The sequence below is a fragment of the Caulobacter sp. FV2ps19 genome (assembly GCF_058681035.1).
This window is the reverse complement of sequence record NZ_CM178729.1, coordinates 2,737,710-2,749,122: the sequence shown is the minus strand read 5'-3', so window position 1 is coordinate 2,749,122 and position 11,413 is coordinate 2,737,710. Positions and strand designations below refer to the sequence as shown.

Genomic DNA, 11,413 nt, shown 5'->3' with positions numbered 1-11,413 from the left:
GGGTCCCCGCTATCACGGGGATAGCGGATAGATGACCATCACCAACCTTCTCACCAAGCTCAAGATCGACCCCTATATCCTGGCCCTGATCAGCATGGTGCTGCTGGCCTCATTCCTGCCCATCCACGGGCAGCCGGCCGCGATCCTCGGCGTGGTGGTCAAGCTGGCCATCGCCCTGCTGTTCTTCCTGCACGGCGCCAAGCTGTCGCGCGAGGCCGTGGTCGCGGGCGTCACCCACTGGCGGCTGCACCTGACGATCCTGGCCTTCACCTTCGTCCTGTTCCCGATCCTGGGTCTGGTCGCGGCCAGGACAGGCCTGCTGTCGCCCACCCTCGCTACCGGGATGGTGTTCCTGGCTTGCCTGCCCTCGACCGTTCAGTCGTCGATCGCCTTCACCTCGATCGCGCGGGGCAATGTCGCCGCCGCCGTCTGCGCGGCGTCGGCGTCGAACCTGCTGGGCATTTTCCTGACGCCGGTTCTGGTCAGCCTGCTGATGCACGCCCACGGCGGCGCCTCCAGCTGGACGTCCATCCGCGACATCGTCGTGCAACTGTTGCTGCCTTTCGTCACGGGCCAGGTGCTGCGGCCGGTCATCGGCCGATGGATCGAGCGGCACAAACCCCTGATCGGCTATGTCGACCGCGGCTCGATCCTGCTGGTGGTCTACTCCGCCTTCAGCGCCGCCGTATTCGCCGGGCTGTGGAAGACGGTCTCGCCGCTGGAGCTTCTGGCCCTGCTCGTGGTGTGCGGCCTGCTTCTGGCGACCATTTTGGCGGCCACGACCTTCGGCGCCCGCGCCCTGGGCTTCTCCAAGGCCGACGAGATCGCCATCGTGTTCTGCGGCTCCAAGAAGAGCCTCGCCACCGGCGTTCCGATGGCCGGCATCCTGTTTTCCGGGGCCACGGCCGGGGTGCTGGTGCTGCCGCTGATGATCTTCCACCAGATCCAGCTGATGGCCTGCTCGATCCTGGCCCAGCGCTACGCCAAGCGTCCGTCCGATGATCTCACGGACGGGGTTCAAGAAGCCGCCCAGGCTCGCTAAAAGCCCCCATGGATTCTTCAAAAACACCGCTCGCGGGCCGCTTCGCCCTGGTCACCGGCGCGACGCGCGGCATCGGCGCGGCGATCGCCCTCGGCCTTGCCGAGGCTGGCGCCCATGTCGTGGCCCTGGGGCGCACTCAAGGGGCGCTGGAGGCCCTCGACGACAGCATCTTCGCCGCCACGGGCGAACATGCCACCCTCGTGCCGCTGGATCTGCGGGAGGCCGACGGCCTGGATCCGCTGGGCGCGGCCCTGCACCAGCGCTGGGGCAAGCTCGACATCCTGGTGGGCGCGGCCGGCGTGCTGGGCGCCCTCACCCCGGTGGGTCACCTGGATCCCAAGGGCTGGGACATGATCATGGCCACCAACCTGACGGCCAACTGGCGGCTGATCCGCGCCATGGATCCACTGCTACGCGCCTCGGACGCCGGCCGGGCCCTGTTCCTGACCAGCAGCGTCGCCAAGACCCACCGCGCCTTCTGGGGCGGCTATGCGGCCTCCAAGGCGGGCCTGGAAGCCATTGTCGACTGCTATGCCGACGAGATGGAGAATACCTCGGTCCGGGCCCTGTGCGTCGATCCCGGCGCCATGCGCACCCGAATGCGCTCGGGCGCCTTTCCCGGCGAGGATCCCATGACGGTTCCTGCGCCCGAGACGATCGTGCCCTACATCATCGACCTGGTTCGCCCCGATCGCGAGCCGCCCAGGGGCGTGGCGCGGTTCAAGGACCGCGGGCAGGAATCGGCCAGCATCAGCTAGGCAAAACGCAGCGCGTGGACGCTGCTTCCCCCGGGCTAAACGCCCAGGGATACCGGCGGCGACCTAGAGCAGGGCGCGTGAAATCGGACTCACGCGCCCTGCTCTGGGTTTTTGGTTTCGCATCGTTTTTGCGGAAAACCGGCGTCCACTTTTACGCACGATGCTCTAGCGGCCCTTGGGCGCGCCTGGGCCCTTGTTCCCGCGCACGGTCTTGGATCCGGCGACCGGACGCTTGGTCGTCGCCGCCTTGCCGCCGGCGGCCTTGAAGCCGACCTTGTAGCTGGGCACCGTCGATACCTTCTTCTGGGCGCGCGGCCCCTGCTTCTTCACCGACTTCACCGCGCCCTTGCCGGGCTCGCTGGGCGCCACGGGCTCGAGCGCTGAGCTCGTGGTCGGCGCGCCCTTGCGGCTCACCACGAGGTCCGACTTCTTGAGCAACCTCACGGTGGGCTTGCTGTGCTCAGGCACCGGCTCGCCAGACGCCAGGGCGGCGGCGGCGGCGGCCTCATCGGCGATCCGCTTGGACTTCTTGACCGTGTTGCGCGAGGCGCGGATGCGCTCTTCCTCACGTTCGCGTCGTTCGAACTCTTTCTTTCCGCGACCGCTGTGGCCCTTGGCCTCGCCATCGGCATAGGGGTTGGCGCCCGACTTGATGGTGATGCGCAGCGGCACGCCCGGCAGGTCGAAGCTTTCGCGCAGGCTGTTGATCAGATAGCGCCGATACTGCTCGGGCATCTGGTCGGCCCGGCTGGAGAACAGCACGAACGTCGGCGGACGGGCCTTGGTCTGGGCCATGTATTTGGGCTTGATCCGCTTGCCGCTGACGGTGGGCGGCGGATGGCGCTGCATGGCCAGCTGCAGCCAGTCGTTCAGGTCGCGCGTCTTGACCTTGGTCGACCAGTCCTTGTGGATCTTAAGCACCGCCGGCATCAGCTTCTCGACGCCCTTGCCGGTTTCGCCCGACAGCGCCACCACCGGCGCGCCACGAAGCTGGGGTAGCATGCGCTCGGCGTGCTCGCGGAAATCCTTCAGCTGGGCGACGGGGTCCTCGACCAGGTCCCACTTGGCCAGCACGAAGACCAGCGCCCGCCCTTCCCGCTCGGTGAGGTCGGCGATCTGTAGATCCTGAACCTCGAAGGGGTGGGTGGCGTCCATCACCAGCACCACGACTTCGGCGAAGGTCAGGGCGCGGATGGTGTCCTGGGTGGATAGCTTTTCCAGCTTCTCCTGCACCTTGGCCTTCTTGCGCAGACCGGCGGTGTCGACCAGGCGCACGCGCTTGTCGCCCCATAGCCAGTCGACGGAGATCGAGTCGCGGGTGATGCCGGCTTCAGGCCCGGTCAGCAGGCGTTGCTCGCCGATCAGGCGGTTGATCAGGGTTGACTTGCCGGCATTGGGACGACCGACGATGGCCAGACGGATCGGCTTGTCGTCCTCGTCTTCTTCCTCTTCGATGAAGTCTTCCGGCGTGGCGGCCAGCAGGGCGGCATAGAGATCGGCCATGCCCTCCCCGTGCTCGCCCGAGATCGGGATCGGCTCGCCCAGGCCCAGGCTGTTGCCCTCGCCGATGCCCGAATCGGCCGCCTTGCCCTCGGCCTTGTTGGCCGCAATGATCACCGGACGGCCGCTGCGGCGCAGGATGGTGGCGAACACTTCGTCCAGGGGCGTCACGCCTTCGCGGGCGTCGTAGATGAACAGCGAGACGTCGGCCTCTTCAATGGCCAGTTCGGTCTGGGTGCGCATGCGCGCCTCCAGGCTCTCGTCATTGACGTCCTCGAAGCCGGCGGTGTCGATCAGCTCCAGATCCAGGTCGCCCAGACGGCCGGAAGCATAGCGGCGGTCACGGGTGACCCCCGGCTGGTCGTCCACAATGGCCAGTTTCTTACCGGCGAGACGATTGAACAGCGTGGACTTGCCCACATTGGGGCGACCGACAATAGCGAGTTTCAAGGGCATGGGCTTGCAGTAGTCGATTTTTCCGGTTCCCGCAAAGCCGGGGCGCATTCCGGGAACTATCCGTGACCTGGACTCAGGACGACCAGGGCCAGTCCGGCCAGCATCAGGGCGAAGCCGACCGCAAAACCGCGCGACAATTTTTCCTTGAAGACCAAGCTGGAGACCAGGGGAACACTGGCCGAACCGGCGATGGCGAACGGATAGGCCGCGACCAGCGGAACCCGCGTCAGGATGAAAAACCAGAACAGGGCCGTACCGCCATACCAGGCGCAGGCGATGATCAGGGAAAGGTTAGTCAGCACCCGCACCGGCAGCGGTCCGCTCATCTGGCCATGCCGCAGGGCCGCGCGCTTGAAGAGCACCTGGCCGATCGGCAGGGTCAGACTGAAGGCGCTACACAGGGCGACATCGGCCGGCGACATCTCAGGGCTTCCGGAAGAAGCAAACCTGAGCGTCGCTAGGCATGACCCGGGCGATCGGATAGGTCGCCACAGCGAAACCATAGGCCGCCAGCGACAGCAGCAGCGGCTCGGCCTTCACGCAGCGGATGCGCGCCCACAGTCCCTTGATCCCCACGGTGTCGAGCGGCAGACGCGCGATCTCGGCCAGCCCGTGGCGGCCGAGCGCCTGCCGCAGATTGGCGGCCGTGAAGTACCAGATATGCGGCGACGGCAAACCGCGCTGCCAGAGCCGCGCCAGGGCGCCGCCCAGGCCCAGAGCGTCCAGAACCGTCGCCGTGCGGAAATAGAACCCATCGCGATCGGGGCAGTTCAGGCAAAGAACCCCGCCCGGCCGCAAACGGTCGACCGAGGCCTTAAGGGCGGCGTCCAGGTCGGGAATATGCTCGAGCACGTCGTTGAAGACGATGACATCAAAGGCCTCGTCGGCCGCCAGCACATCAGGGAAATAGCCGTGGCGAACCGCCACACCGCCAGCCCTGGCGGCCTCGACGGTATTGGCGTCCGGCTCAATGCCCTCGGCCTGGAAGCCCACAGCCTTGGCCTGGGACAGTAGAAAGCCGGGACCGCTGCCCACGTCCAGCAATCGGGCCGGCGGGGCTTTCAGGCTCGCGAGTTTATCCAGGAGTTTGGCGTTATTGTCGCGGCGGAGGGTCTCAAGACCCGCCTCGCGCATCGACTCGTCGACCAGGACCTGGCCGGCGACGTCGGGAATATTGATTTCAAAATTCGACCGCAGGACGCCGCACGTCGCGCAGCGTCGCAGCCAGTCCCGCCGCCCCGGACGGAGCCGCCCGCCGCACACCGGGCAAGCTGTCTCGACGTCCAAATCCATGCCCGCCCCTTCGCAAAGACCCCGCCCCCGGGGAACACCACCGTGCCGACGCCTCGCTCCGAAGAGCGAGGCGTATTGACCTAGCGGATCGCCACCAGTTGGGCGTCGTCGGTGACCACATAGATCATCTCGCCCACCGCGATCGGCGACAGCAGAACCGGCGCGCCGATCTTCAGGGTCTTGAGAGTCTCGCCGGTCTTGGGGTTCAGGGCGACGGCTTCGCCATCGCTGGACACGGTGATCAGGCGACCCGAGGCCAGGATGGGGGTGCTCCAAAGGCGCGGATGCTTGGCGTACTTCTTCTTCTCGCGCTTGCTCTGGCCGAGGCCTTCGTTGAGGTCGCGGATCCAGTAGACGGAGCCGCTTTCACGCGCCACGCAGATCACCTGGCCCGACTTGTCGACGACATAAACCACGTCGCCAACCGCCCAGGGACTGGTGATGCCGGTGATCGGCAGGCTCCAGCGCGCCTGGCCGGTGCGCAGATCTGTCGCCGAGAACACACCCGAATGGCTGACGGCGAAGACGTCGCCCTTGTAGATGACCGGACGGCCGGGGATGTCGCGGATTTCCGACAGCGCATTGGTCCGGCTGGCGCGCGACAAAGCCTCGCTCCAAAGATCGTTGCCGTTGGCCGCGCGCAACGCGACCAGTTCGCCGGAGGCGAAGCCCGCGACGACAGTGTCGCCGCTGACGGCCACACTGGGCGCCGACAGGATACGGGCCGGTTCGATCAGGGCCTGATAGGTCCAGCCGGGCGTGCCGTTCGCGGCGTTGTAGGTCAGCAATTCATTGTCGGTGGACACCACGAAGACGCGACCATCAACGACGGTCGGCGCTGCATGGATCGGCGTCGCCGTGGTCTGACGCCAGGCCTCGGCGCCGGTCTGGGCGTCCAGTTCGGCGACGAAGCGGAAGCCCGATGACACATAGAGCTTGTTGTCAGGGCTCAGGGCCAGGCCGCCGCCAAAGCCCAGCCGATCGTTCTTGGCGCTGCCAAAGCCGAAAAGTCCGCGCTTGGCGGCGCCCGCCGATGGGCGCAGGTCCTTGTGCCAGTCAACGGCGCCGGTCTTGGCGTCGATCGCCGAAACCGTAACCTCGCCGTCCATGACATAGACGCGGTCACTGGTCGCGACCGGCGGCGCGGTGATGTGGAACTTGCGACCGCCCTTCTGGCCAAAGCCCCGGCGCCAGGCGATCTCGAACGCCTTGCCGGCGTCGACATGCTCCACCGATTGCTCGGCGTCGCCGCCCGGCAGACGCCAGTCAAGCTGCGGCGCCGCATCGGGAATGAAGAACTCCGTGCCCTTTAGGATGTCGGAGGCCTCGACTTTCTGGTCGAAAGCGATGACCGAGATCCGCTGACCCTGGGTCGCCTTGGCCTTGTCCTTTTCAGACTTGTCGAAAGGATTGAGCTTGGCGACCGTCGAGCAACCGCTCATCGCCATCGCCGCCGACATCAGCGCGATAAACGCCACGGAACGCTTTGAATTCATGAGGCGGCTCATTGGGCGCTGCTGGGCGCGGGTTGCGGGGCGAGCGACGGCTGGGCGGGCGGCGCGAGAGCGAGCGAAGCCTTGACGACGGCGGCCAGATCCTTGGCCGAGCCGGAGTCGATCATCTGCATCGCCGCCTGGGCCCTTTCACGGACCCCTTCGGAATTGTTGTCGAGCAGATTGGCGAGCACGCTGAAGTCTTCGCGCGCCCCCTTGAGGTCGCCCGATTGAAGCTTGGCGAACGCCAGGGCTTCCTTGGCGTTCACCCGATATGGGCTCTTTTCCCCCGTCAACGGCGTCAACCTCGTTTCAATATCCTTGAACGAGGCCGTATCCATGAGCGCCAAGGCGGATTTGAGGCGGGCCAGATCACCGATCACCGGGTCGGACGAAAGCTTGGCGGCCTCATCGAAATAGCCCACGGCCTGGGCGGTCTTGCCCTCGTCGAGGCGGATGCCGCCCATGTGCATCAGGGCCAGGGCGCGATAGCCTTGAGCCCCGCCCTTCGACACCGCTTCAAGCGCGGGGAAGCCCTTGGCCGCACCGTCGCGCCCCAGGGTTTCCAGCGCCGCCTGATAGGCCTCGGACGCCTTGGCGGCTTCCTTGTCCTGATACGCGGTCCAGCCCCAATAGCCGCCGACGCCGATCACGATCGCGACCGTTGCGGCGCCGATCCAGGGCAGCGCCTTCAGCGCGAGGGTCTTGTAACGGTCGGAGCGCAGCTGCTCTTCGACCTCGTCAAACACATCGACCACGAACGAGGCTCCGAAACGGGGCGCGCGAGGCGCCCCTGGCGACGGCGCCGGACAGTCCGGCGGGCGACGCAGGGTTTACAACAGAATGTGGCCAGCGGTGGGCCGCCGGCGCAGGCGGCGAACCTATAGCGGGAACGGGCCAGCCGCAACGGGCCCCGGGGGCCTGTCGCTAACCCTTCTTGGCGTAATAGGTCTCGGCCTCGCCAGGGAAGGTCCGCGCCTTGACGTCATCGGCGTACGCACGGGCGGCGCGTTCGATCTCGCCCTTGAGGTTGGCGTAGCGGCGGACAAACCGGGGCGTCCAGTCGAACAGGCCCAGCATGTCGTCCGTGACCAGGATCTGGCCGTCACAACCGGCCGAGGCGCCGATGCCAATGGTCGGCGCGGCGATAGCCGCCGTGACTTCACGCGCCAGGCTCTCGGCCACGCCCTCGACCACCACGGCAAAGGCCCCGGCGTCGGCGGTGCGACGCGCTTCGTCCAGAACCACGGCGCGGCCGGCCTCGTCCTTGCCCTTGGCCTTGAAGCCACCGTCGACCAGCACGGCCTGCGGCCTCAGACCGACATGACCCATGACCGGCACGCCGCGCTGGGTCAGATATTCGATGGTCGCCGGCACGGTGATCCCGCTCTCGACCTTGACGGCCTGGGCGCCCGTTTCCTTCATGATCCGGACGGCGTTGGCATAGGCCAGCTCGGGCGAGGCCTCGTAAGAGCCAAAGGGCATGTCGACCACCACCATGGCCTTGCGCGATCCGCGCATCACCGCCTGGGCGTGGAGGATCATCATCTCCATCGTCACGCCCACCGTGTTGGGCATTCCGTGCACCACCATACCCAGGGAATCGCCGACCAGCAGAAGGTCACAGGCGTCATCCAGAGCCGCCGCGACCGGCGCCGTGTAGGCGGTCAGGCAGACGATGGGCTCACCGCCCTTGCGCGCGGCGATATCGGGGGCTGCAAGACGGCGAACCGTCTCTTCACGATGCGAGGACAGAACGATGCTCCTGAACAGGCCCGGACACGGGCGAAGGCGGGCAGTTGTCGGTCAGATCCCGCCGCGCCGCAACATGAACAATGATCAGTCCGGAAACGACGCGGGTTAGAACTCCTCCATGGCCCGCGTCACGGCGAAGGCCAGGGCCAGAGCGGCCAGCCCGGCCACCAGCCAGAGCGCCTCGACACTGGCCGGCGTGGCGACCAGCTGATTGAACTTTTGCATCGCGGCGTCCACTTCGGTGCTGACGCCGCGCGCGCTGTCGAGCGACAGGGTCTGCAGCTCCGACGAAAATCGGCTGGCTGCGATCTGGGCCGCTGCAACGACGCCAGCGGCGACGCCCGCGCCGCCGATCAGCACGCGTCGCAAAGCCCAGCCACGATCGAGACTGGCCGAGACCTGGGCGGCGAACAGCTCGGCGTCGGGAAATGACGGCGCTTCGCTGTAGAGCCGGGTGAGCTGCGATTCGAAATCGGGTTCAGCCATGAGCTTCCCTCCTCGCGCCTTCCGTCTGTGGGACCAATCGGACCCTGAGTTTATCCAAACCACGTTTGACATGGGATTTCACCGTGCCGATCGGGATGTTCAACGCTTCGGCGACCTCGGCGTGCGACCAGTCGCCCCCGTAGCAGAGCGAGACGCAGAGCCTCTCGCCCTTCGAAAGTGTCTTCAGGGCCTCGTCCAGATCGATGCGGCTGGCCGTACGAGGCTCGTTGAGCGCCGCCGGATCGTCGCCGTCCTGGACCTCATCGGTCAGGATCATGCGCGCTTCCCGCTTGATCTTGCGCAGATAGCAGCGGGCTGCGATGCGCTTGATCCAGCCGCCAAAGGCGCCCTCGCCGCGATAGTCGGCCACCTGCTCGAAGCCCGCCAGGAAAGCATCCTGGGCCATGTCATCGGCGGTGGCCGAATCGGCGCCCATGCGCCGCAGCAGCCCCCGGACCGCCGACCCGTGCCGCCGGACCAGCTCGCCATAGGCCAGGCGATCGCCCGCCGCCGCCAGAGCAGCAAGCTCGACATCATGCCCCGTCGGCGGCCGTTGGCTGGTCATGTCCTGCCCCTCCCCCAGGTCCCGCGATCAGACGCGCTTGGCTTTGTTGGGGTTGAAGAAGCTGAGGACGATATAGGCCAGCCCGATCATCAGCGGGATGGCGGCGATGCCGAGACCCGGAAACTGGAAATCATTGTCCTCATAGCCGACGAAATAGCTGAACAGCCCCAGACCGATGCCGACCGCGGCCCAGATCACGCCGGCCCGCATGTCGCTCAGCGAGGTGGGGGCGACTTTCACGTTGCGGGTCAGGGCTTCAATCACTTCGGGCGGCACGGGCTGTCCCTTGTCTATTGCGGCGCGCAGCGTCGCCTGCATTTCCGTACGCTCGCGGCTCTTGAGCCAAACGGGCACGATACAGATTGCGCCGATCACGATGAACAGCGTGATGGGGACCAGAATGCCTTCCATAGCGAATTCCTCTTTCCGGGGTGCGCGACATCCTTGTCGCCGCCTTCTGACTATAAGAGGCGCCGGGAGGGGCTATTGGAGGCGCCCGGCGGGATGAAACTTTCGTAAGGCTAGTCCTGGGGCAGAAACCGGCCGCCCATAACCGCCGCCGCCAGCGTAAGGGTGAGGATGCCGGCGACTGGCAGCAGCGTCGGGGCCAGGGCGTCGACCGCCAGATTCAGCACCGGCGAACAGGCCCAGAGCACCACGCCCAGGGTCAGGGCCGCCGCGCCGCCGGCCAGCAGCCGCTCGAAGAAGGCGCGACGCTGGACGGCCTCCATCACCTCGGCCACGAAGACGTCGGCGACGACGGGCGCCGGGGTCTCCGCCAGAAAGGCGGCCAAACGATCATCGGGCGTCATGACGGGTCTCCCAGAACAGCCAGCAGTCTCTCACGACCGCGGGTGACATGCGACTTAACAGTGCCCAGCGGCAACCCCAGGGCCTGGGACGCCTCGGCGTGAGACCACGCCTGCCCAAGACACAGGGTGACGCAGGCCCTTTGGTCCTCCGGCAGCCCATCGAGGGCGGTCTGAAGGGCCAGGCGATCCTCTCCGGCGATCCGGGTCGGGGCCTGCTGGGCCTCCTGGCTGCGCCAGTCCTCGTCACGCCGGGCCGAACGGCTGGCGGCGCGACGATGGTCCAGCGCCTTGCGCCAGGCGATGCCATAGAGCCAGGCCCGAAAGCCGTCGTCGGCGCGCAGCCGCCCCAAGCTCGTCCAGGCCGCCACGAAGGCGTCCTGGGCGATATCGTCAGCGTCGACCCAACCGCTCTTCCGCAAGAAGCCCCGCAAGGGCTTCTCGTGGATGGCGACCAACCGGGAAAACGCCGCCTGGGATCCGCCTCGCGCCGCCCTGACGAGCGGCGCGTCCATCAGACCCGGGGTCCCCGGCCGACCACCAGAGACACCAGCGAGGCCAGGCTCATCGCACCCATGACGAAGGCCACGATGACGAAAGCCTCGCCCGCGCCGTAAATGTCGATATAGGCGGCGTAGCTGAACCCGGCGCACAGGGCGGCGAACAGCACGAACTGGTAGAGCGGATGCTCGCCGCCATAGCGATAGCGGCGGTACCGGCGCCTCGGCCGATCCTCATAGTCGTCATCGGATTCGCTCCAGCGCCGGTTCAGCCGCGCCACCAGTTCCGGCGGCGGCTCACGCCCGCTGGCGGCGTAGGACTTGAGCAGATCCAGCGTGTCGCGATTGGCCCGATAGGACAGCCAGCTGCGAAACCCGCCGAACACGAACCAGCCGAGCGGGAAGATCAGCCACCAATAAGAACGAAACAGGTCTTCCATCAGCTAATCTCCAGGGGCGCGAACCCGTCGCGCCGTCGCTCTGTGGGTTAGTCGCCGACGCAAGGCTGAATGGATGCGCTCGGCAGACTCTTTTCGAACTCAGGCCCGGCCCAAACGGGCCAGCAGCTCTGGCGGGGCGTCCCGACCGCTGCGGACATAGGTCTGGATCAGGTCCAGCGTGTCCCGCCGCGCCTTGTGGGCCAACCAGGTGCGCCAGCCCGCCAGCGCAAAGCCGCCCAAAGGAAAAGCCAGCCACCAGAACGAATAGATCAGGTCCAACATCTCGCCCCTCCGATCGGCGCGAAGCGTCGCGCCT

At 66.8% G+C, this 11,413-nt stretch carries 15 protein-coding genes; 2 read left to right on the top strand and 13 right to left on the bottom strand.

Features of this window, described 5'->3' with window-relative positions; all coding sequences use genetic code 11:
• The first annotated feature begins 31 nt into the window (after positions 1 to 31).
• Both ACW18B_RS13015 and ACW18B_RS13010 read left to right on the top strand, forming a co-directional pair.
• On the top strand, positions 32 to 1,042 hold the full coding sequence (locus ACW18B_RS13015) for a bile acid:sodium symporter family protein (protein WP_492047464.1): 1,011 nt from the start codon (positions 32 to 34) through the stop codon (positions 1,040 to 1,042).
• A gap of 8 nt (positions 1,043 to 1,050) precedes the next feature.
• The gene (locus ACW18B_RS13010) at positions 1,051 to 1,800 is read left to right on the top strand and encodes an SDR family NAD(P)-dependent oxidoreductase (protein WP_492047463.1); all 750 of its coding nucleotides are present in this window, start codon (positions 1,051 to 1,053) and stop codon (positions 1,798 to 1,800) included.
• A 165-nt stretch (positions 1,801 to 1,965) separates the two neighbouring features.
• On the opposite strand, the gene der is transcribed toward ACW18B_RS13010, so the two are convergent.
• The 13 genes from der to ACW18B_RS12945 all read right to left on the bottom strand — a co-directional run bounded on the left by der (position 1,966) and on the right by ACW18B_RS12945 (position 11,379).
• Positions 1,966 to 3,756: a ribosome biogenesis GTPase Der gene (gene der / locus ACW18B_RS13005; protein ID WP_492051711.1), complete on the bottom strand. Its 1,791-nt coding sequence runs from the start codon at positions 3,754 to 3,756 to the stop codon at positions 1,966 to 1,968.
• Between the two features lie 56 nt (positions 3,757 to 3,812).
• Positions 3,813 to 4,178, bottom strand: coding sequence for a hypothetical protein (locus ACW18B_RS13000; RefSeq protein WP_492047462.1), 366 nt, complete (start codon positions 4,176 to 4,178; stop codon positions 3,813 to 3,815).
• A 1-nt stretch (position 4,179) separates the two neighbouring features.
• The gene (locus ACW18B_RS12995; RefSeq protein ID WP_492047461.1) at positions 4,180 to 5,049 is read right to left on the bottom strand and encodes a methyltransferase domain-containing protein; all 870 of its coding nucleotides are present in this window, start codon (positions 5,047 to 5,049) and stop codon (positions 4,180 to 4,182) included.
• Between the two features lie 80 nt (positions 5,050 to 5,129).
• Positions 5,130 to 6,557 carry a PQQ-like beta-propeller repeat protein gene (locus ACW18B_RS12990; RefSeq protein WP_492047460.1) on the bottom strand — a complete coding sequence of 476 codons (1,428 nt, stop codon included), beginning with the start codon at positions 6,555 to 6,557 and terminating at the stop codon, positions 5,130 to 5,132.
• Positions 6,554 to 7,300, bottom strand: a complete 747-nt coding sequence (locus ACW18B_RS12985) for a tetratricopeptide repeat protein (protein ID WP_492047459.1) — start codon at positions 7,298 to 7,300, stop codon at positions 6,554 to 6,556. Before ACW18B_RS12985 ends, ACW18B_RS12990 begins: the two co-directional genes overlap by 4 nt.
• Positions 7,301 to 7,469: 169 nt before the next feature.
• Positions 7,470 to 8,297: a 3-methyl-2-oxobutanoate hydroxymethyltransferase gene (gene panB, locus ACW18B_RS12980; RefSeq protein ID WP_492051709.1), complete on the bottom strand. Its 828-nt coding sequence runs from the start codon at positions 8,295 to 8,297 to the stop codon at positions 7,470 to 7,472.
• Positions 8,298 to 8,402: 105 nt separating this feature from the next.
• Positions 8,403 to 8,783, bottom strand: a complete 381-nt coding sequence (locus ACW18B_RS12975) for a hypothetical protein (protein WP_492047458.1) — start codon at positions 8,781 to 8,783, stop codon at positions 8,403 to 8,405.
• Positions 8,776 to 9,348 carry an RNA polymerase sigma factor gene (locus ACW18B_RS12970; RefSeq protein WP_492047457.1) on the bottom strand — a complete coding sequence of 191 codons (573 nt, stop codon included), beginning with the start codon at positions 9,346 to 9,348 and terminating at the stop codon, positions 8,776 to 8,778. The genes ACW18B_RS12975 and ACW18B_RS12970 overlap by 8 nt, the downstream gene beginning before the upstream one ends.
• A 27-nt stretch (positions 9,349 to 9,375) precedes the next feature.
• Entirely contained in the window at positions 9,376 to 9,759 is a 384-nt protein-coding gene (locus ACW18B_RS12965) for a DUF6249 domain-containing protein (protein WP_492047456.1), read from the bottom strand.
• Between the two features lie 110 nt (positions 9,760 to 9,869).
• A complete protein-coding gene (locus tag ACW18B_RS12960) occupies positions 9,870 to 10,160 on the bottom strand; it encodes a hypothetical protein (RefSeq protein WP_492047455.1) in 291 nt (96 codons plus the stop codon).
• Positions 10,157 to 10,672 (bottom strand): RNA polymerase sigma factor, encoded by a 516-nt coding sequence (locus ACW18B_RS12955; protein ID WP_492047454.1) that lies wholly within the window; start codon positions 10,670 to 10,672, stop codon positions 10,157 to 10,159. Before ACW18B_RS12955 ends, ACW18B_RS12960 begins: the two co-directional genes overlap by 4 nt.
• Complete coding sequence (locus tag ACW18B_RS12950) at positions 10,672 to 11,097, bottom strand: hypothetical protein (protein WP_492047453.1); 426 nt, start codon at positions 11,095 to 11,097, stop codon at positions 10,672 to 10,674. Before ACW18B_RS12950 ends, ACW18B_RS12955 begins: the two co-directional genes overlap by 1 nt.
• Before the next feature lie 99 nt (positions 11,098 to 11,196).
• Entirely contained in the window at positions 11,197 to 11,379 is a 183-nt protein-coding gene (locus ACW18B_RS12945; RefSeq protein ID WP_492047452.1) for a hypothetical protein, read from the bottom strand.
• Positions 11,380 to 11,413: the final 34 nt, after the last annotated feature.

Bases quoted from the DNA above. Each gene is read 5' to 3' on its own strand.
- ACW18B_RS13015 (WP_492047464.1), top strand. From the start codon at position 32: ATGACCATCACCAACCTTCTCACCAAGCTCAAGATCGACCCCTATATC.
- ACW18B_RS13010 (WP_492047463.1), top strand. From the start codon at position 1,051: ATGGATTCTTCAAAAACACCGCTCGCGGGCCGCTTCGCCCTGGTCACC.
- der (WP_492051711.1), bottom strand. From the start codon at position 3,756: ATGCCCTTGAAACTCGCTATTGTCGGTCGCCCCAATGTGGGCAAGTCC.
- ACW18B_RS13000 (WP_492047462.1), bottom strand. From the start codon at position 4,178: ATGTCGCCGGCCGATGTCGCCCTGTGTAGCGCCTTCAGTCTGACCCTG.
- ACW18B_RS12995 (WP_492047461.1), bottom strand. From the start codon at position 5,049: ATGGATTTGGACGTCGAGACAGCTTGCCCGGTGTGCGGCGGGCGGCTC.
- ACW18B_RS12990 (WP_492047460.1), bottom strand. From the start codon at position 6,557: ATGAGCCGCCTCATGAATTCAAAGCGTTCCGTGGCGTTTATCGCGCTG.
- ACW18B_RS12975 (WP_492047458.1), bottom strand. From the start codon at position 8,783: ATGGCTGAACCCGATTTCGAATCGCAGCTCACCCGGCTCTACAGCGAA.
- ACW18B_RS12970 (WP_492047457.1), bottom strand. From the start codon at position 9,348: ATGACCAGCCAACGGCCGCCGACGGGGCATGATGTCGAGCTTGCTGCT.
- ACW18B_RS12965 (WP_492047456.1), bottom strand. From the start codon at position 9,759: ATGGAAGGCATTCTGGTCCCCATCACGCTGTTCATCGTGATCGGCGCA.
- ACW18B_RS12960 (WP_492047455.1), bottom strand. From the start codon at position 10,160: ATGACGCCCGATGATCGTTTGGCCGCCTTTCTGGCGGAGACCCCGGCG.
- ACW18B_RS12955 (WP_492047454.1), bottom strand. From the start codon at position 10,672: ATGGACGCGCCGCTCGTCAGGGCGGCGCGAGGCGGATCCCAGGCGGCG.
- ACW18B_RS12950 (WP_492047453.1), bottom strand. From the start codon at position 11,097: ATGGAAGACCTGTTTCGTTCTTATTGGTGGCTGATCTTCCCGCTCGGC.
- ACW18B_RS12945 (WP_492047452.1), bottom strand. From the start codon at position 11,379: ATGTTGGACCTGATCTATTCGTTCTGGTGGCTGGCTTTTCCTTTGGGC.